Here is a 26,791-nt window from a genome sequence, read left to right as displayed (position 1 = left end):
GCGGGCTGAAGGAGAAGCTGCTGGCCGCCCTGCGCGGCGGGCTGAAGACGGTGCTGATCCCCAAGGAGAACGAGAAGGACCTCGCCGACATCCCCGCCAACGTCAAGCGCAGCCTCGAGATCATCCCGGTAGCCACACTGGACGAAGTCCTTCGGAACTGCCTGAAGGAAGAGCCGTCGCCGCTGGAGGCCGAGAGCGGGGGCGAGTCGCCGGCACTTCCCGAGTCGCGCGGCGGCAAGGAACGCAGCGGAGTCATTACACATTGATGCATATAAGCAACAGGTAGCCTCCGCGGCGGCCAAAATTGGCGGTTTGCCCTTGGAATCCGCAGTTTCGCGCATTGACCGGGGGGCGGGCGCGAATTAGACTCCGGCTCACTTGTTTGGGCGGTCTTTAACGGATATCCGTTTCTTTCCCAAAAATACGTGGGGGGTTCGACGTGAACAAAAACGAGCTTATTGACGCTGTCTCGAAAAAGACTGGCCTCACGAAGGCAGATACAGCCAAGGCTGTGGACAGTGTCTTTGACGAGATCACCGATTCGCTGAAGCAGGGCGACGAGGTTCGGCTTGTCGGCTTCGGCACCTTCGCCGTCGCGACGCGGGCAGCCTCAGAGGGCCGTAACCCGCGCACCGGCGAGCGCATCCAGATTCCGGAGACCAAGCAGCCGAAGTTCAAGGCGGGTAAGGCTCTGAAGGACGCCGTCAACTGACGGGGCGCCAGTGTCATGACGATTCCGGCCGCCGGGCAACTCCTGGCGGCCGGTTTCGTTTTCGCCCTTGGCTTGGGCGGGCCGGGAAAGCAATATAAGGCAGGATTGAGGGCGGTTAGCTCAGCTGGGAGAGCGTCCGGTTTACACCCGGGAGGTCGCAGGTTCGAACCCTGCACCGCCCACCAGCCTTAGCGTCGTCGTTATTGCCATCCTCGCCGCTTTGCCGGCCGCTGGGTCCGGTGGGCGGCGTCATTCGGGCCCGCGGTGAGCATTCTTCTCGACATTGTTATTCCCGTCTTCGGGCTGGTCGGTATCGGCTATGTCGCGGCCCTGTTGCGTCTGTTCGACGCGGAGCGGTTGAAGGGGCTGTCGTATTTCGCATTCGGATTCGCCATTCCGGCGTTGCTGCTGCGCTCCATGGCGCGTATGGAATTGGAAGGGCAGGTGGCGTGGCCCTTCCTGCTGTCGTACTACATCGGGACCTTCGCGGTTTTCGCCATCGGCCTTGCGGTTGCGCGTATCGCGTTTGGCAGGACCCTTCGCGAGGCTGCGATCGCCGGAATGGCGAGTTCGTATTCCAATACGGTCCTGCTCGGTATCCCACTGCTGCTGACGGTTTTCGGAGAGCGGGCGAGTCTTCCTGTTTTTCTTCTGATCGCATTCCATTCCCTGTTGATTTTCCCGACGGTAACAACCGTTCTGGAACTCGGACGGGGGGCGTCGGAACATTTGCGGCATATCCCGCTAAGTACGTTGCGGGGCCTCGTGCGCAATCCGATTCTGGTCGGGCTTGGCGTCGGGCTTCTGATCAACATGGCGGGAGTCGCATTACCGGAAACGGTCGATTCGCTGTTGCAAACCCTGGGCCGGGCCGCTGTGCCCTGCGCACTCTTCGCGATGGGGGCGTCATTGCATGGCTATGGGGTCGTCGGCGAAAAGGCACAGATCGGTGCTCTCGTTAGTCTGAAACTGCTCGTCCATCCCTTCGCCGTGTGGTTGCTTGCCAGCCAGGTCTTCGCCCTCGACCCGCTATGGATGAACGTGGCGGTTGTGATGGCCGCGCTGCCGGCGGGGGTAAACGTCTACGTCATGGCGGAGAATTACGGCGCCGCAGCCCAGGCGGCTGCGGGGACCGTGCTGCTTGGCACGGCAACCGCCGTGGCGTCCATTTCGGGGCTTCTGTTCGTACTCGGACCGCAGTGATGCCTGGCTTGTCCAGTGCCGATCCGACGAAGTTCGTGAAAACAGGCGCGAGCATGCTTGACAGCGCTCTGCCGGTTGCGTACATCACGGCCACCCCGACGGAGGGTTCGCGGGGGTGTAGCTCAGTAGGTTAGAGCGCTGGCCTGTCACGCCAGAGGCCGCGGGTTCGAGTCCCGTCACTCCCGCCATATCGCCTCCCTCCGCCATCCACATAATTGAACGTACTCGCCATGTACCGGCGCTCCGTCGTGCGGTTCGTTGCCGCGTCTAACCCGGTTTTCTGTGCGGCGCACAAAGCTACATTGTGGGTGGTTGTGAATGACCCGTGGCTGCGCCAGACTGACGCCGCTTTCGGAAAACGACCTGACGCGCGCCGCCGGGCGTGCTATACGCCCGGGCGCGAACGGGAGCTGAGGAAGCGAAGCGATGGAAAGCCTGCTGCGCGAATACCTGCCGATCCTCATTTTCTTCGCCGTGGCCATCGGCCTTTCGGGGATCATGATCCTGGCGTCGTACATCATCGCGCGCCAGCGGCCCGACCCGGAGAAGGTGTCGGCGTACGAATGCGGATTCGAAGCCTTCGATGATGCGCGCAGCCGCTTCGACGTGCGCTTCTATCTCGTCTCGATCCTCTTCATCATCTTCGACCTCGAAGTGGCATTCCTGTTCCCCTGGGCCGTCTCGCTGAAGGAGACGGGGGTGTTCGGCTTCTGGTCGATGGTGATCTTCCTCGGCATCCTGACGATCGGTTTCATTTACGAGTGGAAGAAAGGGGCCCTGGAATGGGAGTGACCTCTGTCTCCAAGGCCGGGCCGGAAGGCGCGCCGGTGCAGGGCATCGACCAGCAGCGCCTTTGGCAGGGCGTTTCGGGCGAGCTGAGCGACAAGGGATTCGTCGTTGCCCAGCTCGACAAGTTGTCTGCCTGGGCCCGCTCCGGCTCGCTGTGGCCGATGACTTTCGGCCTTGCGTGCTGCGCGGTGGAGATGATGCAGACCGCGTGCAGTCGCTATGACCTCGACCGTTTCGGCACGGTGTTTATGGCAAGCCCCCGGCAGTCGGACGTGATGATCGTCGCCGGGACTCTGTGCAACAAAATGGCGCCCGCCCTGCGCAAGGTTTACGACCAGATGGCCGAGCCGCGCTGGGTGATCTCGATGGGCTCGTGCGCCAACGGCGGCGGCTATTACCACTATTCCTATTCGGTGGTGCGCGGTTGCGACCGTGTCGTGCCGGTGGATATCTACGTCCCTGGCTGCCCGCCCACCGCCGAGGCCCTGCTCTACGGCGTCCTGCAGCTACAGAAGAAAATCCGGCGCGAGGCGCACCTTGAGCGTCAGTGAGTTCGCGGCCCGTGCAGTCGATGCGATGGCGGGCCGGTGCGGAGGAGAATGATGGCCAACACCGAAGCGTTGACCGATCTCGGCGACTATATAGAGAGCGCGCTGCCGGACGAGGTGACCGCGACGAAGGTCGCCTTCGGCGAGCTGACGGTGTCGATTACGCGCGACTCGGTCGTGAAGGTGCTGACCTTCCTGCGCGACGATGCGAACTGCCACTTCAAGCAGCTTGTCGACATCACCGGCGTCGACTACCCCGAGCGCGAGGAACGCTTCGAGGTCGTCTATCACCTGCTGTCCCTGAAGCATAACCAGCGCGTCCGCGTGAAGCTGCCCACGGGCGAGGAAACACCGGTGGATTCGGTGACCGGCGTGTTCAGTTTCGCGGGATGGTGCGAGCGGGAGGTTTGGGATATGTACGGCGTGTTTTTCGCCAATCATCCCGACTTGCGCCGGATCCTGACGGACTATGGCTTCGAGGGGCATCCGCTTCGCAAGGATTTCCCGCTCACCGGGTTCGTCGAGGTTCGCTACGACGAGGACGAGAAGCGCGTGGTGTACGACCGGGTGAAGCTGACGCAGGAATTCCGGAACTTCGACTTCATGAGCCCCTGGGAGGGCATGCTGCACCTGCCGGGCGACGAGAAGGCCGGGGAGCAGGGCGAGGAAAAGAAGGGCTGACATGGCCGAAGCGACGATCAAGCCCCTGACACTGAACTTCGGGCCGCAGCATCCCGCCGCGCACGGCGTGCTGCGCATGGTCATGGAGATGGACGGTGAGGTCATCGAGCGGCTCGATCCGCACATCGGGCTGCTGCATCGCGGCACCGAGAAGCTGATCGAGTACAAGACCTACCTGCAGGCGGTGCATTACTTCGACCGTCTCGACTATGTCGCGCCGATGTCGCAGGAGCACGCCTTCGCCCTTGCTGCCGAGAACCTCCTGGGATTGGAACTGCCGCGCCGGGCGAAATTCGTGCGCACGCTGTTCTGCGAAGTGACCCGTATCCTCAACCACCTCCTGAACGTGACGACTTATGCGTTTGACGTCGGCGCCATGACGCCCATGCTCTGGGCGTTCGAGGAGCGCGAGCGGTTGATGGAGTTCTACGAGCGTGTCTCCGGCGCGCGCATGCACTCGGGCTATTTCCGTCCCGGCGGCGTGACGCGCGACATGCCTGCGGGCCTTGCCGACGACATCCACGCCTTCTGCGAACGCTTCCCCCAGACACTGGACGATATCGAGGAGATCCTGACCGAGAACCGGATCTACCGGCAGCGCTCGGTGGACATCGGCGTGATCTCCCAGGAAGAGGCGCTGGATTGGGGCTTTACAGGGCCGATGATCCGTTCCACGGGTCTTCCGTGGGATCTCCGCAAGGCGCAGCCGTACGAAGTTTACGACGAGATGGACTTCGATATCCCGGTCGGCAGGAACGGCGACTGCTTCGACCGCTATCTCGTCCGCATGGAAGAGATGCGCCAGTCCCTTCGCATCATGCAGCAGTGCCTGGACAAGATGCCCGAGGGACCGGTGAGGGTGGACGACCAGAAAGTCATGCCGCCGAAGCGCGCGGAGATGAAGCGCTCGATGGAGGCGCTGATTCATCACTTCAAGCTCTATACCGAGGGGTATCACGTGCCGCCGGGCGAAACCTACGCGGCCGTGGAGGCGCCGAAGGGCGAGTTCGGCGTCTATCTTGTGGCGGACGGCAGCAACCGCCCATACAAGTGCCATATCCGGGCCCCCGGTTTCGCGCATCTGCAGGGGATGGACTACATGTGCAAGGGGCACATGCTGGCGGACAGCGTGGCCATTCTGGGCTCGATGGACATCGTGTTCGGGGAGATCGACCGATGAGCGTCACGACCCATCCCAAGGTCACGACCTTTCCCGAGCCCGCATCCGGCGATTTTGCCTTCACCAAGGAAAGCCAGGCCCAGGCCGAGAAGCATCTGGCCAAGTATCCGGAGCACCACAAGGCCAGCGCGGTCGTGCCACTCCTGTGGATCGCGCAGCGCCAACTTGGCGGATACCTGACGACCGAGGCCATCGAATACGTGGCCAAGGTACTGGAGATGGCGCCGATCCGGGTGCATGAGGTCGCGACCTTCTACTCGATGTTCAACCACCAGCCGGTCGGCAAGCACTTCATCCAGGTATGCCGTACCACGCCGTGCTGGCTGCGCGGCGCCGACGAGCTGGCGCGTACGGCCAAGGAGAAACTGGGTGTCGACGCGGGCGAGGTGACGGAGGACGGCCTGTTCTCGGTCCGCGAGGTCGAGTGTCTTGGCGCGTGCTGCAATGCCCCAATGGTGCAGATCAACGACGATTATTACGAGGATCTGACATCCGAGCGGCTGTCGCAGATCATCGACGATCTGCGGGCCGGCAAGGAGGTGCCGGTGGGCTCCCAGATTGGCCGCGTCGGCTCGGAGCAGGAGGGCGGCCCGCACGTGCTCACGGAGATTTCCGAGACGGGACATGCGAGCTATCCATTCGGCAGCGGCGAGGACGTGGAGCCGGAAGAGGTGCGAAAGGCGCGCGAAGAGGCGGCGCAGGACGACGGCCAAGCGGGCGACACCTCGGGCAAGGGTGGAGGCAGCTAAATGGCGCTGCAGGATAAGGATCGGATCTTCACCAACCTGTATGGCCAGTTCGACTGGAAGCTGGCCGGGGCGCGCAAGCGGGGCGTCTGGTCCGGCACCAAGCAGATGATCGAGATGGGCCGTGACGGCGTGCTGCAGCGGATAAAGGATTCGGAGCTGCGCGGGCGTGGCGGCGCCGGCTTTCCGGCGGGGATGAAATGGTCCTTCATGCCCAAGGACGATCCCCGGCCCAGCTATCTGGTGGTCAATGCCGACGAGTCCGAGCCCGGGACCTGCAAGGACCGGGAGATCATGCGCTATGACCCGCACCGGCTGCTGGAAGGATGTCTCGTGGCCGGCTTCGCGATGGGCGCGCAGGCCTGCTACATCTATATCCGTGGCGAGTTCTGGCTGGAGGCGGAACACCTGCAGCACGCCATCGACGAGGCCTACGAAGCGGGCCTGATCGGCAAGAACGCCTGCAAATCGGGCTACGACTACGACATCTACCTGCACCGCGGCGCCGGCGCCTACATCTGTGGCGAGGAAACCGCGCTGCTGGAGAGCCTGGAGGGCAAGAAGGGGATGCCGCGCCTGAAGCCGCCGTTTCCGGCGCAGGTCGGCCTCTACGGCTGCCCCACCACGGTGAACAACGTTGAGACGATTGCAGTGGCGCCGGAAATCCTGCGCCGCGGCGTGGAGTGGTGGACGGGCATCGGCCGTCCGAAGAACACCGGCACCAAGGTGTTCTGCATCTCTGGCCACGTGAACAAGCCGTGCAACGTCGAAGAGGCGATGAGCATCCCGCTGAAGGAGCTTATCGAGCGGCACGCCGGCGGCGTGCGTGGCGGCTGGGACAACCTGCTGGCCGTTATTCCGGGCGGCTCCTCGGTGCCGTGCATTCCCAAGCCCACCTGCGATTCGATCCTGATGGACTTCGATGCCCTGAAGGAGGCGCAGACGGGTTTGGGCACGGCCGCGGTGATCGTGATGGACAAGTCCACCGATATCGTGGCCGCGATCGCGCGCCTCTCGCTGTTCTACATGCACGAAAGCTGTGGCCAGTGCACGCCGTGCCGCGAGGGCACCGGCTGGATGTGGCGCGTATTGACCCGGATGATCGAGGGCCGGGCGGAGATCGAGGAAATTGACAAGCTCTGGGATGTGACCAAGGAGGTCGAGGGCCATACCATCTGCGCCCTGGGCGATGCCGCCGCCTGGCCGGTGCAGGGTCTGATCCGCCACTTCCGTCCGGAGCTTGAGCGGCGGATCGTCGATTACAAGCGAACGCACGGCAAGGCGGCCGTCTCGCTCGCGGCCGAATAGGAGACCTGATGCCCACGCTGACCATCAACGGCAAGGACGTGACCGTTCCCGACGGCGTGAACGTCCTGCAGGCCTGTGAGCTGGCGGGCTTCGAGATCCCGCGCTTCTGCTACCACGAGCGCCTGTCGGTTGCCGGAAACTGCCGGATGTGCCTGGTGGAGATGGAGCGCGCGCCGAAGCCCATCGCGTCCTGCCATATGCCGGCCCAGGACGGCATGACGATCTGGACCGACAGCGAGAAGACCCGCAAAGCCCGGCGCGGCGTTATGGAATTCCTGCTGATCAACCATCCGCTTGACTGCCCGATCTGCGATCAGGGTGGCGAGTGCGATCTGCAGGACCAGGCGATGGCCTATGGCTTCGACCGCTCGCGCTTCACCGAGAACAAGCGCGCGGTGCCGGAGAAGGAGATGGGTCCGCTGATCAAGACGATCATGACCCGCTGCATCCACTGCACCCGCTGTATCCGCTTCGCCGCCGAGGTGGCCGGCGTGGAATCCATCGGTGCGCTCTACCGTGGCGAGCACATGGAGATCTCCACGCTGGAAAAGGCGATCGACAGCGAGCTTTCCGGCAATCTGGTCGATATTTGCCCGGTTGGGGCGCTGACCTCGCTGCCTTATGCGTTCGCGGCGCGTCCCTGGGAGCTGCGCAAGACGCCGTCGGTCGACGTCATGGACGCGGTCGGCTCGAACATCCGCGTGGATACCCGTGGGCGGGACGTGATGCGCGTGCTGCCGCGCCTGCACGAGGACATCAACGAGGAGTGGATCCACGACAAGACCCGGCATGCTTGCGATGGCTTGGGCCGTCAACGCCTGGATCGTCCGTACGTGCGGAACGACAAGGGCCGCCTGGAAGAGGCGACCTGGGACGAGGCATTTCAGGCGATTGCGGGAGCGTTGAAGGGCAAGAAGGGACAGAAGATCGCGGCGCTCGCCGGCGATCTTTGCGATGCCGAATCTATGCTGGCGCTGAAGGACCTTATGCGCGGGTTGGGCTCGGCCAACACCGATTGCCGGCAGGACGGCGCGAAGGTCGATGCGGCCTGCCGCGCCGGCTATTTGTTCAATACGTCGATCGCCGGGATCGAGGACGCGGATGCCTGCCTGCTGGTGGGCACGAACCCGCGCGCGGAGGCGGCGATGATCAACGCCCGGCTGCGCAAGCGCTTCCTGCGCGGCGACTTCCGCGTCGGGGTCATCGGCGAGCCGGTCGATCTGACTTACGAGGTCGAGCACCTGGGCGCCGGACCGGAGACGCTGAAGGAACTGGCGGACGGGAAGGGTGCTTTCGCGGAGGTCCTGAAGAGCGCTGAGAAGCCGATGGTGATTGTCGGCATGGGGGCGCTCAGCCGTCCCGATGGCGCAGCCGTGCTGCACCACGCGCGCCGGCTGGCGGAAACCTACGGTATGGTCGGCGACGGCTGGAACGGCTTCAATGTGCTGCATACCGCCGCCGCGCGGGTCGGGGGGCTCGATCTCGGTTTCCTGCCGGGCGAGGGCGGACGCGACACCACTGGCATTCTGGACGGTGCCGAGAAGGGCGAACTCGACTTCGTCTATCTGTTGGGCGCCGACGAGTTCGACATCGGCCGCCTTGGCAAGGCCTTCGTCGTCTACCAGGGCCATCATGGCGACGCCGGGGCGCACCGGGCCGATGTCATTCTGCCCGGCGCCGCCTACACCGAGAAGAATGCGACCTACGTCAACACTGAGGGCCGTGTTCAGCTTGGCCGGCTGGCGGCCAATCCGCCGGGCGACGCGCGGGAGGATTGGGCGATCCTGCGCGCGCTGTCGGATCATGTCGGGAAAAAGCCACTGCCCTACGACAACCTGGGCGAGGTACGGCAGAAGCTGATCGAGGCGGCGACGACATTCGCCGCCGTCGATCAGGTGCCGGAAGCCGGCTGGGGCGAGTTCGGGCAGGCCGGAGAAACGGATTCGGCGCCGTTCGGACTACCGATCACGAACTTCTATATGACCGATCCGATCAGTCGGAACTCGGAGACGATGGCCCGTTGCACCGAGGCCTTCGTTCTGCCGAAGCAAAAGGCGACGGGCACTCATGGCTGAGCTCTGGCAAGGCTACATCTGGCCGACGATCTTCATCGTCCTGCAGATCGTCGCGGTTCTGGTGCCGCTGCTGCTGGCGGTGGCTTACACGACCTATGCCGAACGTAAGATTATCGGCGCGATGCAGTTGCGACGCGGGCCGAACGTGGTGGGGCCCTTCGGCTTGCTGCAGCCGATCGCGGACGGCGTGAAGCTGCTGTTCAAGGAAACCATCCTACCGGCCGGCGCGAACCGGGTTGTCTTCATCGCCGCGCCGATCATAACCTTCGTGCTGAGCTTGGTGGCCTGGGCGGTGATTCCGTTCGGGGAGGGCATGGTGATCGCCGACATCAATGTCGGTATCCTCTATCTTTTCGCCATCTCCTCGCTCGGCGTCTACGGCATCATCATGGCCGGCTGGGCATCGAACTCGAAGTACCCTTTCCTGGGCGCGCTGCGCTCGGCCGCGCAGATGGTGTCGTACGAAGTCTCGATGGGCTTCGTCATCATCACGGTGGTCGTCTGCGCCGGGTCGCTCAACCTCTCTGAGATCGTCGAGGCGCAGCGCACGGTCTGGTTCGCCATTCCGCTGCTGCCGATGTTCGTGATCTTCTTCGTCTCGATCCTGGCCGAGACGAACCGCACGCCTTTCGACTTGCCTGAGGGCGAGGCGGAACTCGTGGCTGGGTATTTCGTCGAGTACTCGTCGATGACCTTCGCCCTGTTCTTCCTGGGCGAGTACGCGAACATGCTGCTGCTTTCGGGCATGACGTCGATCCTGTTCCTTGGCGGCTGGCTGCCGGTGCTCGGATTCGCGCCCTTTACCTGGATTCCGGGACCGATCTGGCTGGCGCTGAAGATCGCGCTGGTGATGTTCGTCTTCATCTGGGTCCGCGCGACCCTCCCGCGGTATCGCTACGACCAACTCATGCGGCTGGGCTGGAAGGTCTTCCTGCCGTTCTCGCTGTTCTGGGTCGTGCTGACCGCAGGTGTCCTCATCGCATTCGACTGGGTGCCGAATTGAGGGACGCATCGAGCATGACTGTGACGGACGGTGCGCTTGCACCGGCGGTTCTGGCGACTATGGTAGGCGCCGGCCGCGCCGCGGGTACGCCCGCGCCGCGCCACGCCGATACGGAAGGGGCTTGAGAGACGATGGCCGTCCTCGATCGCTACGCACGTTCGCTGGTTCTGGGTGAGATCGTCGCCGGGCTGGCGCTGACGTTCCGCTATATGCTGCGCCCGAAGGTGACGCTCAACTATCCCTATGAGAAAGGGCCGCTCAGCCCGCGCTTTCGGGGCGAGCACGCGCTGCGCCGCTATCCCAACGGCGAGGAACGCTGCATCGCCTGCAAGCTGTGCGAGGCGATCTGCCCGGCGCTGGCGATTACCATCGAGGCCGAGCCGCGCGAAGACGGCAGCCGTCGGACGACTCGTTACGACATCGACATGACGAAGTGCATCTACTGCGGCTTGTGCGAAGAGGCCTGTCCGGTTGATGCCATCGTCGAGGGGCCAAATTTCGAGTTCGCCACGGAGACCCGCGAGGAGCTGTTCTACAACAAGGAGAAGCTGCTGCAGAACGGCGACCGCTGGGAGCAGGAAATCGCGGAGAGGCTGGCGCTCGACGCGCCGTACCGCTAAGCACGTACGTGTGCGCGTACGCGGCCCATCGCCGGGCCGCGGTGGCGCGCAGGGAATTGGAGAACCGCACGGGGCCGGCATGATCATTCAGGCGATCTGCTTCTATCTCTTTGCCGCTATCACTATTGCCTCGGCCGTGATGGTGATTTCGGCGCGCAACCCGGTGCATTCGGTGTTGTTCCTGATCCTGGCGTTCTTCAATGCCGCGGCGCTGTTCATCCTTCTAGGGGCGGAGTTCCTCGGGATGATCCTGATCGTGGTCTACCTGGGGGCGGTGACGGTCCTGTTCCTCTTTGTCGTTATGATGTTGGACATCAACGTGGCGGAATTGCGCCAGGGTTTCCTGCAGTACCTCCCCATCGGCGGCTTGATCGGCCTGATCCTGCTGGCTGAGTTGGTGCTGGTTCTAGGAAGTTGGGTGATCACGCCCGAGGCGCAGGCGGTGGCACGGGCGCCGATTCCACCGATTGATGAGGTTTCCAACACGGCCGCGCTCGGGAACGTGCTCTACACGGATTACATCTATCTCTTCCAGGCATCAGGCATCGTGCTGCTGGTGGCGATGGTGGGGGCCATCGTGCTCACCCTGCGCAGCCGCGAGGGTGTGCGCCGTCAATCGATCCGCACACAGAACCTGCGTTCGCGTGAGCAGTCGGTCGAGATCAAGAAGGTGCAGAGCGGGAGCGGCGTGTAATGCTTGAGATCGGGCTGGCCCACTACCTGACTGTCGCGGCGATCCTGTTCACGCTGGGCATCTTCGGGATCTTCCTGAACCGGAAGAACGTGATCGTCATCCTGATGTCGATCGAGCTGATGCTGCTTGCGGTCAACATCAATCTGGTCGCCTTCTCGGTCCATCTGAACGATCTGGTCGGGCAAATTTTCGCGATGTTCGTTCTTACCGTTGCGGCGGCGGAGGCCGCGATCGGGCTGGCGATTCTGGTGGTCTATTTCCGCAACCGCGGCTCCATCGCGGTGGAAGACATCAATATGATGAAGGGCTGAGGCGGGTATGGAAGTCGTCGCCGTTTTCCTGCCGCTGATCGGCGCCATACTGGCCGGTCTGTTCGGGCAGAAGCTGGGGGATCGTGGCTCGCAGGTCGTTACCTGCAGTCTGCTGCTGCTGTCGGCCGCGCTGTCGGTGATCGTGTTCGTCGACGTGGCGGTCTATGGCAACGCCCGCTCGACGGAGTTCTTCACCTGGATCGACAGCGGCAGCCTGGAACTGAGCTGGGCGATCCGCATGGATACGCTAAGCGCCATCATGCTCTGCGTGGTCACGATCGTCTCGGCGATGGTGCACGTGTATTCCATCGGCTACATGGAACACGACACGTCGATCCCGCGCTTCTTCAGCTATCTGTCGCTGTTCACCTTCTTCATGCTGATGCTGGCGACGGCGGACAACTTCCTGCAGATGTTCTTCGGCTGGGAAGGCGTCGGCCTTGCCTCCTACCTGCTGATTGGCTTCTGGTACGACCGGCCCAGCGCCAACTCGGCCGCGATCAAGGCCTTTCTCGTGAACCGCGTCGGCGACATCGGCTTCGCACTCGGCATTGCCGGTATCTTCTTCCTGTTCGGCAGCACGACCTTCGATCAGGTATTCGCCGCCGCCCCGGACATGGCCGACAGCAGCTTCACCTTCATCGGCATCGAGGGGCGTGCGCTCGATATCGTCGGCATCCTTCTGTTCATCGGCGCCATGGGCAAGTCGGCGCAGCTTGGCCTGCACACCTGGCTGCCGGATGCGATGGAGGGCCCGACGCCTGTTTCCGCCCTGATCCATGCCGCAACCATGGTGACGGCCGGCGTCTTCATGCTCTGCCGCCTGTCCCCGATCCTGGAGTACGCGCCCTTCGCGCTTGAGGTCATCACCGTCGTCGGGGCGGCGACGGCGTTCTTCGCCGCGACGGTGGGCATGGCGCAGAATGACATCAAGCGCGTGATCGCCTATTCCACGTGCAGCCAGCTCGGCTACATGGTCTTCGCCGTCGGTGTCTCGGCCTATAGTGCGGCGATGTTCCACCTTATGACGCACGCCTTCTTCAAGGCGCTGTTATTCCTTGGCGCCGGCTCGGTCATCCATGCCATGAGCGATGAGCAGGACATGCGGAAGATGGGCGGAATTTGGCGCATGATCCCGCTGACCTATGCCCTGATGTGGATCGGCAGCCTGGCGTTGGCGGGCATTCCGCCGTTCGCCGGCTTCTTCTCCAAGGACATCATCCTGGAGGCGGCCTGGGCGTCGCATACCGGGCACGGGGCCTTCGCGTTCTGGCTGGGCGTGGCGGCGGCCTTCATGACGGCCTTCTATTCCTGGCGCCTGCTGTTCATGACGTTCCATGGCAAGCCGCGCGCCAGTGAGGAGGTGATGCATCACGTGCATGAATCGCCCAGGGTGATGACGGTGCCGCTGATCGTGCTTGCCACGGGTGCGGTCCTGGCCGGCTGGCTGGCCTATGGTGCCTTTGTCGGCGATTTGCGGATGCCGTTCTGGGGTGAATCCATTCACGTTCTGCACGATCACGACAGCATCGAGGCGGCGCACCACGTCCCACTCTGGGTAAAGCTGCTGCCGCTGGTCTTGGCAGTGGCCGGTATCGCGCTGGCGTACGTCATGTACATGGCGCGGCCCGATCTGCCCGGCGTGCTGGCGCGCGCGCTGCGGCCGCTTTACCTCTTCATCTACAACAAGTGGTACTTCGACGAGGTCTACAATGCCGTCTTCGTCCGCAATGCGTGGCTTCTGGGCAAGGGCTTGTGGAAGTCCGGCGACGTTGCCGTGATCGACGGCTTTGGACCCGACGGCATCTCGGCGACAACGCGTAACCTGGCGGTGCGCATCAGCCGGCTGCAGACCGGCTACGTTTACCACTACGCCTTCGTCATGCTGATCGGCGTCGTGGCTTTCGTGACCTGGTACATTTTCACGCAGATCGGATAGGGCGATGCACGGCTGGCCTTTGCTTTCGCTGGTGACTTTCCTGCCGCTGGTCGGCGCGGGCTTCATTCTGATGATCCGCGGCGAGGAGGAGGTTGTCGCCCGCAACGCACGTTACGTGGCGCTGTGGACTTCGCTGATCACCTTCGTGCTGTCTCTGTTCGTCTGGTTCGGCTTCGAGCGCGGCACGGCGGACTTCCAGTTCGTCGAGAAGACCGAGTGGATCCCGGCGTTCGGCATCACCTATCACATGGGCGTCGACGGCATCTCGATGATGTTCGTCCTGCTGTCGACCATCCTGACGCCGATTTGTGTCCTGGCGAGCTGGGAGGCGATAACCTACCGCGTCAAGGAGTACATGATCGCGTTCCTGGCGTTGGAAACGCTCATGGTGGGCATGTTCTGCGCCCTGGATTTCGTGGCGTTCTACATGTTCTTCGAGGGCGTCCTGATCCCGATGTTCCTGATCATCGGCGTTTGGGGCGGTCCGCGGCGCGTCTATTCGGCCTTCAAGTTCTTCCTCTATACGCTGCTCGGCTCCGTGCTGATGCTGCTGGCCATCCTGGCCATCTACTTCCACACCGGCACGACCGACATCCCGACCCTGCTTGCCGGTGCCGGCATTCCGCCCGAGATGCAGATCTGGCTGTGGCTGGCGTTCTTCGCGTCCTTTGCCGTCAAGGTGCCGATGTGGCCGGTTCACACCTGGCTGCCGGACGCGCACGTGGAGGCGCCGACGGCCGGTTCCGTCATTCTGGCGGGCGTCCTGTTGAAGATGGGCGGTTATGGATTCCTGCGGTTCTCGCTGCCGATGCTGCCCGAGGCCTCCGCCTTCTTCGCACCGCTGGTCTTCGGGCTGTCCATCGTTGCCGTGATCTACACCTCGCTCGTCGCGCTGGCGCAGGAGGACATGAAGAAGCTGATCGCGTATTCCTCGGTGGCGCACATGGGTTTCGTCACGGCCGGCGTGTTCACGGTGACGCAGCAGGGGCTGGAAGGGGCGATCTTCCAGATGCTGAGCCACGGCATCGTCTCCGCCGCGCTCTTCCTTGTGGTCGGCGTCGTCTACGACCGCATCCACACGCGGCTGATCGAGAAGTATGGCGGCCTCGTCCACCGGATGCCGAACTACGCCCTGATCTTCATGGTGTTCATGCTGGCCAGCGTCGGACTGCCGGGAACCAGCGGTTTCGTCGGCGAGTTCCTGGTGATCGTCGGGACCTTCCAGGCCAACACCTGGGTGGCGCTGCTGATCGCGAGCGGCATGGTGCTGGGCGCGGCCTACATGCTCTATCTCTACCGCCGCATCATCTTCGGCAAGCTGACCAAGCAGCACCTGATGGACATCCTCGACCTGAATTGGCGGGAAAAAGCGATCTTCGCGCCGATGATCGTGCTTGTGCTGTGGATGGGAATCTATCCGGTCAGCTTTCTCGACGTGATGTCGGCGTCGGTCGAGAGCCTCATCACCAACTACGAACAGGCCATGGCAGGCAGCGAGGGTGCGAGCCTGGCGCTGCTGTGGTCCGGCCAGTGACGGCCCTGCAGGACGGGATCGAAGAACGCGCATGACATACGATCTGGCCACGATCATTCCGGAGCTTTTCCTCGTCGTCGCGGCCACCGTGCTGCTGATGCTCGGTGTGTTCCGGGGGCAGCAATCGACGCAATTGGTTCTCGGCCTTTCGGTCGTCGCCGTGGTGGTGACGCTGGCGCTTGTCTGGCTGGCGCCGGCCGAGCGTGCCGCAGCCTTCGGTGGCCTTTACGTGCATGACGGCTTCGCGGGCTTCATGAAGGGGCTGATCCTGACGGCCGCCGCGCTGTGCCTCGTGATGTCGTGGCGTTACATCGAACGCGAGAACATGGCCCGGTTCGAGTTCCCGGTGCTGATGCTCTACGCCACGGTCGGCATGCTGATGATGGTCTCGGCCAACGACCTGATCTCGCTTTACGTCGGCCTCGAACTGCAGAACCTGTCGCTCTATGTGATCGCGGCGTTCCGGCGCGATGCGATTCGCTCGACCGAGTCCGGCCTCAAGTACTTCATCCTCAGCTCGCTGTCCTCCGGCCTGCTGCTCTACGGCGCGTCCATGGTCTACGGCTTTGCCGGAACCACGAGCTTCGGCGACCTGGCGGCGATCTTCGCTCAGGCGCAGGCCGCGGGAGAGACGCCGTCGGTGGGGCTTGTCGTCGGCGTGGTATTCGTCATCGCAGGGCTTGCCTTCAAGGTTTCCGCCGTGCCGTTCCACATGTGGACGCCCGACGTCTACGAAGGTGCCCCCACGGCCGTGACGGCATTTTTTTCCACCGCGCCGAAGACGGCGGCCATCGCGCTCTTCGTGCGGGTCATGATGGGGCCGTTCGGCGACCTGACGGCGCAGTGGCAGCAGGTTCTCGTCGCGATTTCCATCCTGTCGATGGTCCTGGGGGCCTTCGCGGCGATCAACCAGCGCAATATCAAGCGGATGATGGCTTACTCCTCGATTGGCCATGTGGGTTATGCGCTGATCGGCTTGGCGTCGGGCACGGAGGCGGGCATCCGGGGCCTTGCGGTCTACATGGCCATCTACCTGTTCATGAACATCGGCACCTTTGCCGTCATCCTGTGCATGCGGCAGAAGGACCGGATGGTCGAGCAGATCGACGACCTGCGGGGGCTCAGTCGGACGCATCCGATGATGGCCCTGGCGATGGGCATCTTCATGTTCTCGATGGCCGGCATCCCGCCCTTGGCCGGATTCTTTGGCAAGATCTACGTGTTCCTGGCTGCTGTTGAGGCCGAACTCTACACGCTGGCCGTCATTGGCGTGCTGTCGAGCGTGGTTGCCGCGTTCTATTACCTGCGCATCGTCAAACTAATGTACTTCGACGAGCCGGCGGAGGCCTTCGACACGCCCTTCGGCCGTGAAATGAGCCTGGTGATGGGGGCGACCGGCCTGATCACGCTGTTGTTCTTCGTCTTTCCGAACCCGATCGTGGACGGAGCGGAAGCAGCGGCCGCGGCGTTGCTGGCCGGATGAGCCCGGCGCCCACCGATGGCGCGTCGGCGGACCGCCAACCGAGACTGCCGCCCGCGTATCGGCTGGTCGCCCTGGACAGTGTCGGTAGTACGAACGACGAGGCACGGCGTCTCGCGGCCGAGGGCGCGGAAGACGGAACGCTCGTCTGGGCGCGGGAGCAGACGAAGGGGCGTGGCCGTCGCGGACGCGAATGGAGCAGCCCGCGCGGCAACCTCTACCTTTCCCTGGTGCTGAGGCCCGAATGCCCCGCCGCGGAGGCGGCGCAGCTCGGTTTCGTCGCGGCGGTTGCGTTGTGCGATGCGCTTGGCAGCGTTCTGCCGCCGCTGGTGGAAGTGACGTTGAAGTGGCCGAACGACGTCCTCGTGAACGAGCGCAAAGCTGCCGGCATCCTTTTGGAATCCGTGATGGACGCGGACGGCGCATTAGACACCCTGCTGCTGGGCATGGGCGTCAATATCGCAGACTATCCCGAGGACTCGGCGTACCCGGCGACCAGTCTCAAATTCGAGGGCGCGCGCCGCGATCTGGACGAGGTGGAGCTGCTTGAGGCATTCGCCCGCCACTTCCTGACCTGGGTGAACCGCTGGGTGGACGATGGTTTCGCGCCGATCCGGCACGCCTGGCTGAACCGCAGCAAGAGCAAGGGCCGCGAGATCGAGGCGCGGCTACCCGACCGCACATTGCAAGGTGTGTTCGAGGACCTTGACGAGACGGGTGCGCTGCAGCTTCGTATGTCCGACGGAAGCTTGCGAAGCATCACCGTCGGCGAAATCTTCTGGCGGCCCTAGAGCGTCCATATGCTGCTCGCGATCGATTCCGGGAACACGAACGTCGTTTTCGCCATCTACGACGGCGACACACTTCGCGGCAGATGGCGGGCGTCGAGCGACGCGCGGCGGACCCCGGACGAATACGCGGTGTGGCTGACGCAGCTCATGGCGCTGGAGGGGCTGGTACCCAAGGATATCGACGGCTGCGTCATGGCGAACGTAGTGCCGGCGGCGACCTACAGCCTGAAGACCTTGTGCGCGCGCTACTTTGGCGGACCTCCGGTGACCGTCGGCGAGCCCGGCGTCGAGCTTGGGGTTCCGATCCGGATCGACAGGCCGGAGCAGGTGGGTGCCGACCGTCTGGTGAACGCCGTCGCCGCGCACGAGCGTTACAGTGGTGCGCTGGTGATCGTGGACTTCGGCACCGCGACTACCTTTGACGTCATCGGCGCCGATGGCGGCTACGAGGGAGGCATAATCGCGCCCGGCATCTATTCCTCGATGGATGCGCTCCATAATGCCGCGGCGCGGCTGCCGCGCGTGGCGGTGGAGAAGCCGCCGCAGGTCATCGGCAAGGCCACGGTCCCGGCGATGCAGTCCGGTGTCTTCTGGGGCTATATCGGCCTTATCGAGGGCATCCTGTCCCGCATCGGTCAGGAGTACGGCCACGCGCCAACCGTCGTGGCGACCGGCGGACTGGCGGCAATGTTCGAGGCGGAGACGAATGCCATCCACAATGTGGATCCGGACCTGACGCTGCGCGGCCTGAAGCGTATCTATGAAGCGAACCGAAAAGTCTGACGCGAGTCCCGAAACGACATGCAAATAACGCCAAGCGCCGATGAGTTGCTGTTCGTCCCCCTGGGAGGAACCGGCGAAATCGGCATGAATAGCTACCTCTACGGCCATGACGGCCAATGGCTAATGGTCGACCTCGGCGTGGCCTTCGCTGATGAGCGGCTGCCGGGGATCGACCTGCTATTGCCCGATCCCGCCTTCATCGCCGAACAGCGTGAAAAACTGGCCGGGCTCGTGATCACGCACGCGCACGAGGACCATCTGGGCGCTATTCCCTATCTTTGGAACCGGCTGCGGTGCCCTGTCTACGCCACGCCCTTCGCCAGCGCCGTGCTGCGGCGGAAGTTCGAGGAGTTCGGGCTGCTGGGAGAGGTAGAACTGATCGAGCTTCCGGTCGGTGGCAGCTTCGACATCGGGCCCTTCGGCCTTGAGTTCATCACACTGACGCACTCGATCCCCGAGGCAAACGCCCTGCTGCTGCGTACGAAGGCCGGAACGGTCTTCCACAGCGGCGACTGGAAGCTGGACCCCGATCCCTTGGTGGGCGCCGGATACGACCGGGAGCGACTGGCGCGGCTGGCCGAGGAGGATATCCTGGCGCTGGTCGGCGATTCGACCAACGCGCTCGTGCCGGGGCACAGCGGCTCCGAGGCAGACGTGCGCACGAGCCTGATGGACCTTGCCGGCACCCTCAAGAACCGCATCGCCGTCACCTGCTTCGCCACCAACGTCGCCCGCCTGGAAACGGTCGCGCAGGTGGCGCACGCCCACGGCCGCCGTGTCGTGCTGGCCGGACGCGCGATGCACAACATCGTGCGCGCGGCCAAGGAGGTCGGCTATCTTGAGGACTTTCCGCCGACGGTCGACGAGCGCGATGCAGGCTACCTGCCGCGCGAGGAGGTCATGCTGCTGGTAACCGGCAGTCAGGGAGAGCCCCGCTCGGCCCTGGCCCGGATCGCCAGGAACGACCATCCAGAGATCGCGCTGGAGAAGGACGATGCGGTGATCTTCTCCTCGCGCATCATTCCGGGCAACGAGAAGGCGATCCACGCGCTTCAGAACCAGCTTCTGGCGGCGGGGATCGAGGTTTGGACGGAGGAGGATCACTTCGTCCACGTCTCCGGCCACCCCTGCCGGGCGGAGCTGGAGCAGATGTACCACTGGGTGCGGCCGCGTCTGGCGGTGCCCATGCATGGCGAGCGACGCCATCTGATGGCGCACGCGAAGCTGGCGCAGTCGTGCCAGGTTCCCCACGTTTTCGTGCCCAGTGATGGCCAATGCGTGCGCCTGACTCGCGACGGAGCGCAGGTTGTCGGGGAGGTTCCGACCGGCCGGCTCGCGGTGGACGGCGGCGCCATCGTGCCGGTGGACCATGGCGCCGTCCGCGAGAGGCGAAAGGTCAGCTTCCAGGGCGCGGCGGTTCTCACGCTCGTCGTCGACCGGGAAGGCCGGCTGGAGGGCGAGCCGCTGCTGACCGTCTACGGCCTTTTCGGCGATGACGAAGCCGGCTGGCGAATGGCCGAGGCCGCCATTGACGCCGTGGAGAAGTCTGTCGGCCGTTTGAAACATCGAGAGAAGCACAACGACGATGTCGTGCGCGAAACCGCCCGGTTGGCGGTGCGGCGAAGCCTGCATCGTGACACCGGGCGCAAGCCCGTTACCGATGTACATCTCGTCAGGCTGGATTAGGCCCTTCTTGATACCGTTGCGATAACCTCTGCAACCGCGAAGACGATGAGCCTGCTTGCCGCCTGGCCCGAAGCCCAGATCGCCATCACGCTTGCTCTCGTGGCGCTCGTTTTCTTTGGCCTGGTCCGCGAGCGGCTGCCGGCGGACGTGGTGGCGCTGCTGGCCATTGCCGTGCTGCTCGCCACGGGAATCCTCTCGCCGGCGGATGCATTCGGCGTGTTCTCGAACAGCGCGCCAATTGCTATTGCCTCGATGTTCGTACTCTCCGCCGCGCTGGAGCGCACGGGTGTGATTGACCGGGTGGGGCAGGCGGTGACAAGCATGCGGGGACCGCCCGTCGCGCAGACGTCGGCGCTGCTGCTACTCGTCATGCTGGCGTCGGCCTTCGTCAATAACACGCCGGTCGTGGTCATCCTGACGCCGGTCGTCATCTCGCTGGCGCAGGTGCAGGGGGTGGCGCCGTCGCGGCTGTTGATCCCGCTGTCGTTCGCGGGGATTTTCGGCGGCACGACGACATTGATCGGAACTTCGACCAACCTGCTGGTCGATGGTGTGGCGCGCAGCCTGGGCCAGCCCGCGTTCTCCATGTTCGAGATCACGGCGGCGGGGATTATCTTCGCCGTGGTCGGGCTGATCTATCTGATGACGGTCGGCCGGTGGCTGCTGCCTGATCGCAGGACGCTGGCGGAGATCCTGCCGGACAAGGCGAAGCGCCGGTTCCTGTCTGAGGTGTTGGTGCCGCACGACTCGCCGCTTGTCGGGAAGTCGCTGGCCGGGGCCGGGCTGTCCGCCCGCAACAACTTCGAGGTCGTCGACGTCATCCGCCACGACGTCTCCCTGCGCCGGCAGATGGACGATGTGCTGCTGGCCGCCGGCGACCGTATCGTGCTGCGAAGCCATGCCGCCGATGTCATGGGCCTGCGCGAGATCGAGGGCCTCACCTTCGACCCCGCCCGCGCGCATACCTTCGAGCCGGTGGGCAGCCAGCAGACGGTGGTGATGGAAGGTCTCATAGGCCCGCAGTCGCGCTTTGCTGGCATACGCATTGCCGACCTGCGGTTGCGCAAGCTGTTCGGGGTCTACGTGCTGGCCGTCCACCGGCAGGACGAGAGCATCCGCGAGAACTTCGAGGACGTGAGACTCGACTTTGGTGACACGCTCCTGCTGGAAGGCCCGGCCGAGGGTCTGCGCGGAATGTTCGATCGACAGGACCTCATCAATCTCACTGAGCCGGCCGGGCGTCCGTTCCGTCGGCACAAGGCGCCCATCGCCATCGGCGCGGTGCTGGTCATGATGGGGCTGGCGCAGGTCGGCGTGTTGCCGATTGCCGCGCTGGCGCTGATCGCCGCGGTCGCTGTCGTCGCGCTGGGCTGCCTGGATGCGCAAGAGGCCTACGAAGCGATCCGCTGGCGCATCCTGATGCTGATCTTCGGCATGCTGGCACTCGGCATGGCGATGGAGACGACCGGCGCGGCGGCCCTGATCGTGGAACAGCTTGCCGCCGTCATCGCCGGGCTGGGACCGCTGGCGGTCCTGTCGGCGATGTATTTCCTGACGTCGCTGCTGACCGAGGTGCTGTCGAACAACGCTGCGGCCATCCTGCTGACGCCGATTGCCGTAGGCTTGGCCGATCAGCTTGGGGTCGACGCGCGGCCGTTCGTCGTTGCGGTGATGTTCGCCGCGAGTGCCAGCTTCGCGACGCCGATTGGCTATCAGACGAATACCTTCGTCTACAACGCCGGCGGCTATCATTTCCGCGATTTTCTGCGTGTCGGGGTGCCGCTCAACCTGCTGATGTGGGCGCTTGCGACCTTCGTCATTCCGATATTTTGGCCGCTGCAGTAGGTCGCACGCCTGCGGCCTTGGGTCCGGCCTCCGGATGCGTTAATAGGGCTGCGGGTATCTTTGCCGGAGGATGCATCGCAATGATCGGACGCTTGAACCACGTCGCCATCGCCGTCCCCGACCTTGCCGCCGCCAGTGCGCAGTATCGCGACGCCCTGGGGGCGAAGGTCTCGGAGCCGGTCGAGGAGCCAGATCATGGCGTGACCGTCGTCTTCGTCGAGTTGCCGAACACGAAGATCGAGCTTCTGGAGCCGCTGGGAGAGGCCTCGCCCATCGCAAAGTTCCTTGAGAAGAGCCCGGCGGGTGGCATCCACCATGTATGCTATGAGGTTGACGATATCGGCGATGCGGCGGCGCGCCTGCAGGCGAAGGGCGCGCGGGTGCTGGGCGACGGCGAGCCCAAGATCGGCGCGCATGGAAAGCCGGTGCTGTTTCTGCACCCGAAGGACTTCAACGGCACCTTGATCGAACTGGAGCAGGCTTCGGCGGTCATGGCGCCATGAACTGGTTCACGGGTATCCTGCTTTACGTCATCATCTGGTGGGTCCTGATCTTCATGGTCCTGCCGTGGGGGGCAAGGCCGCCGGAGAAACCGGAAGAGGGTCACGCTGAAAGCGCGCCGGAGAAGCCGATGCTGTGGCGCAAGGCGGCGGTGACGACGGTGCTGGCGGCCATCGTCTGGCTCGGGGTGTACTTCCTGATCCAGTACGAGGTGATCCAGTTCCGCGGTGCGATCCCGAAAGGCTAGGGTGGCCCATGGCCTACTGCGATTACGCAGCCGGCGATCCGCTGCACGCGCCCTATCACGACACTGAGTACGGCTTTCCCGTCGATGACGAGGCTATCCTGTTTGAACGGTTGATCCTGGAAATCAACCAGGCCGGGCTATCCTGGGGCTTGATGCTGAAGAAGCGGGATGGTTTCCGTCTCGCCTATGCGGGCTTCGACGTCGATGCGGTTGCCGCATTTTCCGAGGCGGATGTCGCGCGCCTGCGCCAGGACGCGGGAATCATCCGCAACCGCCTGAAGATCGAGGCGGCGATTGCCAATGCGCGGCGTATCCGGGAACTACGGTGCAGCCACGGCTCTTTCGCGCGCTGGCTGGCCGCGCAACATCCCATGGCGAAGGCGGATTGGGTACGGCTGTTCCGGAAGACCTTCCGCTTTACCGGGCCAGAGATCGTGGGCGAGTTCCTGATGTCCATCGGCTACCTGCCCGGCGCGCACACGCCGGATTGTCCGGTGCACGCCCGCATCGCCGCGCTGGAGCCGCCCTGGAGCCAAGTTCCGCCGGATATCTACGCGATCTGAAAATCGGGGCGGGCGAGGGCAAACCGGAATCGCAACGGGCCCCCTTTAGCTGAAAGGGAGCCCGTTCGCGCGTTACGCCGCCTTATCGTTCCTCGCCGCGTCCGGTTGGGACGCTACCTCCCCAGACCAGGGCCGTGCCGCGTCTGGAATTTGCTATGGGATCGGCGCCGCGTGGCAAAGACCATATCCGATAGTGCGCGCCTAGCCAATGTCCAATAACGCAAAACGCGCCGCGAAAAGAACGGCGATCAGCAGAACCGCCGGCGAAACCTGGTTGAAGCGGCCGCTCAACAGTTTCGTCGCCACGTATGTCAGGAAGCCCAGGCCGATGCCGTCGGCGACAGAGTAGGTCAGGGGCATGCTGATCGCGGTCACTACGGCGGGCGCGTATTCTGTTGCGTCGTCCCAGTCGATCTCGGTCAGGCCGCGGGCCATCAGGCAGGCCACGAACAGCAATGCCGGCGCGGTTGCATAGGAGGGCACGGACTGCGCCAGGGGCGACAGGAACAGTGCCAGCAGGAACAGGGCGGCCACCGTCATCGCCGTCAGGCCGGTGCGCCCGCCAGCCTTGATGCCCGCCGCGCTCTCGATATAGCTGGTGACCGTCGAGGTGCCGAGCACGGAGCCGGCGACCGTCGCCGTGGAATCGGCGAAAAGGGCCCGGTTCAGTCGCGGCAGGCGGCCGTTTTCGTCCAACAGCCCGGCGCGGTGGGCCAAACCGACCAGCGTTCCCGCCGAATCGAAGAGGTCGACGAACAGGAAGGCAAAGACGATGGTCACGAGACCGGCCTGAAGCGCGCCGGCGATGTCGAGTTGGGCGAAGGTCGGCCACGGGTTCGGCGGCAGCGAGGCGACGCCCTTGAACTCGGATATGCCAAGCAGCATGCCGATGAAGCTGATGACGATGATCCCGATCAGCACGGCCCCGGGCACGCGGCGATAGTCGAGCGCGATCATCAGCACGAAGCCGACCCCGGCCAGGATCGTGCTTGCACTGGTGACGTTGCCAAGGCCGACCAGGGTCGCCGGGTTATCCACGACGACGCCGGCGTTCTTCAGGGCGATAATGGCGAGGAAGAAGCCAATACCGGCGGAGATCGCCATTTTCAGCGTCTTCGGGATCGCGTTGATGATCCACTCGCGCACCGGCAGGACGGAGAGAACCAGAAAGATCACGCCCGACAGGAAGACGGCGCCCAGTGCCACCTGCCAACTGAACCCGAGGCCGCCGACCACGGCATAGGCGAAGTACGCGTTGAGCCCCATTCCGGGCGCCAGCGCGATGGGATAGTTCGCGTAGAGGCCCATCACCGACGTGCCGATGGCCGCCGCGACACAGGTCGCTACGAAAACCGCGCCGAAATCCATCCCAGTGTCGGACAGGATCGCCGGATTGACGACGATGATGTAAGCCATTGTCAGGAAAGTCGTCGCGCCCGCCACGATTTCCCGCCGCACGTCGGTGCCGTGCTCGGCCAGGCCGAAGAAACGTTCCAGCATGCCGCCCCCCTCGAACGCACGCTCTCGATGGCCGCTTCGCCGCCTGGGCGTGGCCATCGTCTGCTGTCAACTCGAATGCCGGCCGCCCCCGACGGCCTTATGGCTTTGTTAAAGCAGCGGCGGCACAATGCGCGACCATGATGCGTCCCCCTGTAACGCCGACTCTCGGTCTTGCGCTCACGCTCGCCGTGCTGCAAACCGTCGCGTCTCCGCCGACAATGGGCGCGGAGGCACGGACGATCCGCGTGACCAAGGCCGACTGTGCGCGACTTGTCAAGTATGTCGGCGCGCCGGACGTTGAATACGAACCGGGCGTGGATGTACGCGGCAATCCGGTGACGCCCCCGGACCTCTACGGCGGCTCGAAGATCGAGCTGCCCGAAACGGTGACCATCCCGATCGAGGTCGATCTCTTCGACAGGCTGAACCTGCCCTCGGACCGTCGCTACGAGGGCGATGTCCAGGTGGGCACGGTGCGCATCGACGTAAAGGACGGTCACGCCACCTTCAACGGGCAGCCGCTGACCCCGGAAGAGCAGGCCGAACTTGCCCGCAAGTGCCAGGAGGTGCCGCGCGGGGAAGGCGAAGGCGGAAACGCCGGCGAAGGCGGCTAGCCGGGGCATAGACAAGGGGGCGGCCATCCCATACAGTCCCGCCGCCCGCGGTTGTCGCAGGCCGCGGCGTGTCGTCGTTCCCTATCGAGCTTGAAGGACAGCCATGCGTCTGTCGCGCTATTTCCTGCCGACGCTGAAAGAGACCCCGGCGGAGGCCCAGATCGTTTCCCACCGCCTGATGCTTCGCGCCGGCATGATCCGCCAGGCAAGCGCCGGCATCTACTCCTGGCTGCCGCTGGGCTACAAGGTGCTGCGCAACATCGAGCGGATCGTGCGCGAGGAGCAGGACCGCGCCGGTGCCCAGGAGCTGCTGATGCCGACCATCCAGTCGGCCGAGTTGTGGCGCGAATCCGGCCGCTACGAGGATTACGGCAAGGAGATGCTGCGCATCCGCGACCGTCATGACCGCGAGATGCTGTACGGTCCGACGAACGAGGAGCTGATCACCGAGATCTTCCGGGCCGGCGCGCGCAGCTACCGCGACGTGCCGCGCATCCTCTATCACATCCAGTGGAAGTTCCGGGACGAGGTGCGCCCCCGCTTCGGCGTGATGCGCGGGCGCGAGTTCCTGATGAAGGACGCCTATTCCTTCGACCTCGATTACGAAAGCGCGATACGGGCCTATCGTATCATGTTCGTCTCCTACCTGCGCACCTTCGCCCGCATGGGTTTGAAGGCGGTTCCGATGGAGGCGGAGACCGGGCCCATTGGCGGCAACCTGAGCCACGAGTTCGTGGTGCTGGCCGATACCGGCGAGACCGAGCTGTTCTGTCACCGCGACCTGATCGACTTCGACGTCATGGACCGCGACATCGACTATGAGGGCGACCTGAAACCCATCGTCGACGAGTGGACCGGGCAGTACGCGCGCACCGACGACATGCACGACCAGGCGACCTTCGAGAAGGAGGTGCCGGAGGACAAGCGCGTGCATCGCCGCGGCATCGAGGTGGGGCACATCTTCTACTTCGGCACCAAGTACTCCGAGCCGCTGAACGCCCACGTCTCCACCCCGGACGGGGAAAGCGTGCCAGTGCACATGGGCTCCTACGGCATCGGCGTGTCGCGTCTTGTCGGCGGGATTATCGAGGCCTCGCACGACGATAACGGCATCGTCTGGCCGGACGCCGTGGCGCCGTTCCAGGTCGGCCTCGTCAACCTGAAGCCGAGCGACGCAGCCTGCAGCCAGGCCTGCGACGAGTTGTACCGGAAGCTGCGGGACGCGGGAATCGAGGTGCTGTACGACGACACCCACGAAAGCCCGGGCGCCAAGTTCGCGCAGATGGACCTGATCGGCCTGCCGTGGCAGCTCGTGGTCGGGCCGCGCGGCCTGAAGGCCGGGACGGTGGAGCTCAAGCGCCGCGCCACCGGCGAACGGCACGAGCTTTCCGGCGATTCCGCCCTGTCCCGGCTGGCGGCCTAGGGCCGGCCGCGCGCG

Annotated in this window: 27 protein-coding genes and 2 tRNA genes; 28 read left to right on the top strand and 1 reads right to left on the bottom strand. The window is 64.2% G+C overall.

What is annotated here, in order from left to right:
• From DRB17_RS10070 to DRB17_RS09945, 26 genes are all read left to right on the top strand, one after another.
• Positions 1 to 266 (top strand): S16 family serine protease (locus DRB17_RS10070; protein ID WP_338322694.1); only part of this gene is annotated, 266 nt, incomplete at its 5' end.
• Positions 267 to 439: 173 nt separating this feature from the next.
• The gene (locus DRB17_RS10065; protein ID WP_114582062.1) at positions 440 to 712 is read left to right on the top strand and encodes an HU family DNA-binding protein; all 273 of its coding nucleotides are present in this window, start codon (positions 440 to 442) and stop codon (positions 710 to 712) included.
• A gap of 109 nt (positions 713 to 821) precedes the next feature.
• Positions 822 to 897, top strand: a tRNA-Val gene (locus DRB17_RS10060).
• Positions 898 to 976: 79 nt separating this feature from the next.
• A complete protein-coding gene (locus DRB17_RS10055; protein WP_114582061.1) occupies positions 977 to 1,915 on the top strand; it encodes an AEC family transporter in 939 nt (312 codons plus the stop codon).
• 111 nt (positions 1,916 to 2,026) lie between these two features.
• A tRNA-Asp gene (locus tag DRB17_RS10050) sits at positions 2,027 to 2,103 on the top strand.
• Positions 2,104 to 2,341: 238 nt separating this feature from the next.
• Positions 2,342 to 2,707, top strand: coding sequence for an NADH-quinone oxidoreductase subunit A (locus tag DRB17_RS10045; RefSeq protein WP_114582060.1), 366 nt, complete (start codon positions 2,342 to 2,344; stop codon positions 2,705 to 2,707).
• Positions 2,698 to 3,255 carry a NuoB/complex I 20 kDa subunit family protein gene (locus DRB17_RS10040; protein WP_114582059.1) on the top strand — a complete coding sequence of 186 codons (558 nt, stop codon included), beginning with the start codon at positions 2,698 to 2,700 and terminating at the stop codon, positions 3,253 to 3,255. The genes DRB17_RS10045 and DRB17_RS10040 overlap by 10 nt, the downstream gene beginning before the upstream one ends.
• A gap of 51 nt (positions 3,256 to 3,306) precedes the next feature.
• Positions 3,307 to 3,933 carry an NADH-quinone oxidoreductase subunit C gene (locus DRB17_RS10035; protein WP_114582082.1) on the top strand — a complete coding sequence of 209 codons (627 nt, stop codon included), beginning with the start codon at positions 3,307 to 3,309 and terminating at the stop codon, positions 3,931 to 3,933.
• 1 nt (position 3,934) lies between these two features.
• Positions 3,935 to 5,113, top strand: a complete 1,179-nt coding sequence (locus DRB17_RS10030; RefSeq protein WP_114582058.1) for an NADH-quinone oxidoreductase subunit D — start codon at positions 3,935 to 3,937, stop codon at positions 5,111 to 5,113.
• Positions 5,110 to 5,862 carry an NADH-quinone oxidoreductase subunit NuoE gene (gene nuoE, locus DRB17_RS10025; RefSeq protein WP_114582057.1) on the top strand — a complete coding sequence of 251 codons (753 nt, stop codon included), beginning with the start codon at positions 5,110 to 5,112 and terminating at the stop codon, positions 5,860 to 5,862. The genes DRB17_RS10030 and nuoE overlap by 4 nt, the downstream gene beginning before the upstream one ends.
• Entirely contained in the window at positions 5,863 to 7,167 is a 1,305-nt protein-coding gene (gene nuoF, locus DRB17_RS10020) for an NADH-quinone oxidoreductase subunit NuoF (RefSeq protein WP_114582056.1), read from the top strand. It begins immediately after the preceding gene.
• Positions 7,168 to 7,175: 8 nt separating this feature from the next.
• A complete protein-coding gene (gene nuoG / locus DRB17_RS10015) occupies positions 7,176 to 9,242 on the top strand; it encodes an NADH-quinone oxidoreductase subunit NuoG (RefSeq protein WP_114582055.1) in 2,067 nt (688 codons plus the stop codon).
• On the top strand, positions 9,235 to 10,245 hold the full coding sequence (nuoH, locus tag DRB17_RS10010) for an NADH-quinone oxidoreductase subunit NuoH (protein WP_114582054.1): 1,011 nt from the start codon (positions 9,235 to 9,237) through the stop codon (positions 10,243 to 10,245). The genes nuoG and nuoH overlap by 8 nt, the downstream gene beginning before the upstream one ends.
• A gap of 131 nt (positions 10,246 to 10,376) precedes the next feature.
• Positions 10,377 to 10,865, top strand: a complete 489-nt coding sequence (gene nuoI, locus DRB17_RS10005; protein ID WP_114582053.1) for an NADH-quinone oxidoreductase subunit NuoI — start codon at positions 10,377 to 10,379, stop codon at positions 10,863 to 10,865.
• Between the two features lie 79 nt (positions 10,866 to 10,944).
• Complete coding sequence (locus DRB17_RS10000; protein ID WP_114582052.1) at positions 10,945 to 11,559, top strand: NADH-quinone oxidoreductase subunit J; 615 nt, start codon at positions 10,945 to 10,947, stop codon at positions 11,557 to 11,559.
• The gene (nuoK, locus tag DRB17_RS09995; RefSeq protein WP_114582051.1) at positions 11,559 to 11,870 is read left to right on the top strand and encodes an NADH-quinone oxidoreductase subunit NuoK; all 312 of its coding nucleotides are present in this window, start codon (positions 11,559 to 11,561) and stop codon (positions 11,868 to 11,870) included. The genes DRB17_RS10000 and nuoK overlap by 1 nt, the downstream gene beginning before the upstream one ends.
• A 7-nt stretch (positions 11,871 to 11,877) precedes the next feature.
• Complete coding sequence (gene nuoL / locus DRB17_RS09990; protein WP_114582050.1) at positions 11,878 to 13,809, top strand: NADH-quinone oxidoreductase subunit L; 1,932 nt, start codon at positions 11,878 to 11,880, stop codon at positions 13,807 to 13,809.
• Between the two features lie 4 nt (positions 13,810 to 13,813).
• Positions 13,814 to 15,343 carry an NADH-quinone oxidoreductase subunit M gene (locus DRB17_RS09985; protein WP_114582049.1) on the top strand — a complete coding sequence of 510 codons (1,530 nt, stop codon included), beginning with the start codon at positions 13,814 to 13,816 and terminating at the stop codon, positions 15,341 to 15,343.
• A 31-nt stretch (positions 15,344 to 15,374) separates the two neighbouring features.
• Positions 15,375 to 16,826, top strand: coding sequence for an NADH-quinone oxidoreductase subunit NuoN (gene nuoN, locus DRB17_RS09980; RefSeq protein ID WP_114582048.1), 1,452 nt, complete (start codon positions 15,375 to 15,377; stop codon positions 16,824 to 16,826).
• The gene (locus DRB17_RS09975) at positions 16,823 to 17,614 is read left to right on the top strand and encodes a biotin--[acetyl-CoA-carboxylase] ligase (protein WP_114582047.1); all 792 of its coding nucleotides are present in this window, start codon (positions 16,823 to 16,825) and stop codon (positions 17,612 to 17,614) included. The genes nuoN and DRB17_RS09975 overlap by 4 nt, the downstream gene beginning before the upstream one ends.
• Before the next feature lie 9 nt (positions 17,615 to 17,623).
• Positions 17,624 to 18,397, top strand: coding sequence for a type III pantothenate kinase (locus tag DRB17_RS09970; protein WP_114582046.1), 774 nt, complete (start codon positions 17,624 to 17,626; stop codon positions 18,395 to 18,397).
• An 18-nt stretch (positions 18,398 to 18,415) separates the two neighbouring features.
• Positions 18,416 to 20,083: a ribonuclease J gene (locus DRB17_RS09965; RefSeq protein WP_114582045.1), complete on the top strand. Its 1,668-nt coding sequence runs from the start codon at positions 18,416 to 18,418 to the stop codon at positions 20,081 to 20,083.
• A gap of 45 nt (positions 20,084 to 20,128) precedes the next feature.
• Positions 20,129 to 21,928, top strand: a complete 1,800-nt coding sequence (locus DRB17_RS09960; protein ID WP_114582044.1) for an SLC13 family permease — start codon at positions 20,129 to 20,131, stop codon at positions 21,926 to 21,928.
• A gap of 80 nt (positions 21,929 to 22,008) precedes the next feature.
• Positions 22,009 to 22,431 (top strand): methylmalonyl-CoA epimerase, encoded by a 423-nt coding sequence (gene mce / locus DRB17_RS09955; RefSeq protein WP_114582043.1) that lies wholly within the window; start codon positions 22,009 to 22,011, stop codon positions 22,429 to 22,431.
• Entirely contained in the window at positions 22,428 to 22,676 is a 249-nt protein-coding gene (locus DRB17_RS09950) for a DUF1467 family protein (RefSeq protein ID WP_114582042.1), read from the top strand. The genes mce and DRB17_RS09950 overlap by 4 nt, the downstream gene beginning before the upstream one ends.
• Before the next feature lie 8 nt (positions 22,677 to 22,684).
• Positions 22,685 to 23,239, top strand: coding sequence for a DNA-3-methyladenine glycosylase I (locus tag DRB17_RS09945; protein ID WP_114582041.1), 555 nt, complete (start codon positions 22,685 to 22,687; stop codon positions 23,237 to 23,239).
• Between the two features lie 201 nt (positions 23,240 to 23,440).
• On the opposite strand, the gene DRB17_RS09940 is transcribed toward DRB17_RS09945, so the two are convergent.
• Positions 23,441 to 24,739, bottom strand: a complete 1,299-nt coding sequence (locus tag DRB17_RS09940) for an NCS2 family permease (RefSeq protein WP_114582040.1) — start codon at positions 24,737 to 24,739, stop codon at positions 23,441 to 23,443.
• Between the two features lie 137 nt (positions 24,740 to 24,876).
• Between DRB17_RS09940 and DRB17_RS09935 the strand changes: the two genes are divergently transcribed.
• The gene (locus DRB17_RS09935; protein WP_147274870.1) at positions 24,877 to 25,353 is read left to right on the top strand and encodes a hypothetical protein; all 477 of its coding nucleotides are present in this window, start codon (positions 24,877 to 24,879) and stop codon (positions 25,351 to 25,353) included.
• 103 nt (positions 25,354 to 25,456) lie between these two features.
• A complete protein-coding gene (gene proS / locus DRB17_RS09930; RefSeq protein ID WP_114582038.1) occupies positions 25,457 to 26,776 on the top strand; it encodes a proline--tRNA ligase in 1,320 nt (439 codons plus the stop codon).
• Positions 26,777 to 26,791 lie beyond the last annotated feature (15 nt).

Origin of the sequence: Ferruginivarius sediminum (assembly GCF_003344765.1) — a bacterium.
Taxonomy (GTDB): domain Bacteria; phylum Pseudomonadota; class Alphaproteobacteria; order Kiloniellales; family Rhodovibrionaceae; genus Ferruginivarius; species Ferruginivarius sediminum.
Note: the sequence above shows the minus strand (reverse complement) of the source record. Positions and strands in the feature narration are given on the sequence as shown.

Excerpts from the sequence above, each read along its gene's own strand:
- DRB17_RS09985 (WP_114582049.1), top strand. The coding sequence starts at position 13,814 with ATGCACGGCTGGCCTTTGCTTTCGCTGGTGACTTTCCTGCCGCTGGTC.
- proS (WP_114582038.1), top strand. The coding sequence starts at position 25,457 with ATGCGTCTGTCGCGCTATTTCCTGCCGACGCTGAAAGAGACCCCGGCG.
- nuoL (WP_114582050.1), top strand. The coding sequence starts at position 11,878 with ATGGAAGTCGTCGCCGTTTTCCTGCCGCTGATCGGCGCCATACTGGCC.
- nuoH (WP_114582054.1), top strand. The coding sequence starts at position 9,235 with ATGGCTGAGCTCTGGCAAGGCTACATCTGGCCGACGATCTTCATCGTC.
- DRB17_RS09965 (WP_114582045.1), top strand. The coding sequence starts at position 18,416 with ATGCAAATAACGCCAAGCGCCGATGAGTTGCTGTTCGTCCCCCTGGGA.
- nuoK (WP_114582051.1), top strand. The coding sequence starts at position 11,559 with ATGCTTGAGATCGGGCTGGCCCACTACCTGACTGTCGCGGCGATCCTG.
- DRB17_RS10030 (WP_114582058.1), top strand. The coding sequence starts at position 3,935 with ATGGCCGAAGCGACGATCAAGCCCCTGACACTGAACTTCGGGCCGCAG.
- DRB17_RS09940 (WP_114582040.1), bottom strand. The coding sequence starts at position 24,739 with ATGCTGGAACGTTTCTTCGGCCTGGCCGAGCACGGCACCGACGTGCGG.
- DRB17_RS09970 (WP_114582046.1), top strand. The coding sequence starts at position 17,624 with ATGCTGCTCGCGATCGATTCCGGGAACACGAACGTCGTTTTCGCCATC.
- nuoN (WP_114582048.1), top strand. The coding sequence starts at position 15,375 with ATGACATACGATCTGGCCACGATCATTCCGGAGCTTTTCCTCGTCGTC.
- nuoI (WP_114582053.1), top strand. The coding sequence starts at position 10,377 with ATGGCCGTCCTCGATCGCTACGCACGTTCGCTGGTTCTGGGTGAGATC.
- DRB17_RS09935 (WP_147274870.1), top strand. The coding sequence starts at position 24,877 with ATGATGCGTCCCCCTGTAACGCCGACTCTCGGTCTTGCGCTCACGCTC.
- DRB17_RS10040 (WP_114582059.1), top strand. The coding sequence starts at position 2,698 with ATGGGAGTGACCTCTGTCTCCAAGGCCGGGCCGGAAGGCGCGCCGGTG.
- DRB17_RS09945 (WP_114582041.1), top strand. The coding sequence starts at position 22,685 with ATGGCCTACTGCGATTACGCAGCCGGCGATCCGCTGCACGCGCCCTAT.
- nuoF (WP_114582056.1), top strand. The coding sequence starts at position 5,863 with ATGGCGCTGCAGGATAAGGATCGGATCTTCACCAACCTGTATGGCCAG.
- nuoG (WP_114582055.1), top strand. The coding sequence starts at position 7,176 with ATGCCCACGCTGACCATCAACGGCAAGGACGTGACCGTTCCCGACGGC.
- DRB17_RS10000 (WP_114582052.1), top strand. The coding sequence starts at position 10,945 with ATGATCATTCAGGCGATCTGCTTCTATCTCTTTGCCGCTATCACTATT.
- DRB17_RS10035 (WP_114582082.1), top strand. The coding sequence starts at position 3,307 with ATGGCCAACACCGAAGCGTTGACCGATCTCGGCGACTATATAGAGAGC.
- DRB17_RS09975 (WP_114582047.1), top strand. The coding sequence starts at position 16,823 with ATGAGCCCGGCGCCCACCGATGGCGCGTCGGCGGACCGCCAACCGAGA.
- mce (WP_114582043.1), top strand. The coding sequence starts at position 22,009 with ATGATCGGACGCTTGAACCACGTCGCCATCGCCGTCCCCGACCTTGCC.
- DRB17_RS09960 (WP_114582044.1), top strand. The coding sequence starts at position 20,129 with ATGAGCCTGCTTGCCGCCTGGCCCGAAGCCCAGATCGCCATCACGCTT.
- DRB17_RS10045 (WP_114582060.1), top strand. The coding sequence starts at position 2,342 with ATGGAAAGCCTGCTGCGCGAATACCTGCCGATCCTCATTTTCTTCGCC.
- DRB17_RS09950 (WP_114582042.1), top strand. The coding sequence starts at position 22,428 with ATGAACTGGTTCACGGGTATCCTGCTTTACGTCATCATCTGGTGGGTC.
- nuoE (WP_114582057.1), top strand. The coding sequence starts at position 5,110 with ATGAGCGTCACGACCCATCCCAAGGTCACGACCTTTCCCGAGCCCGCA.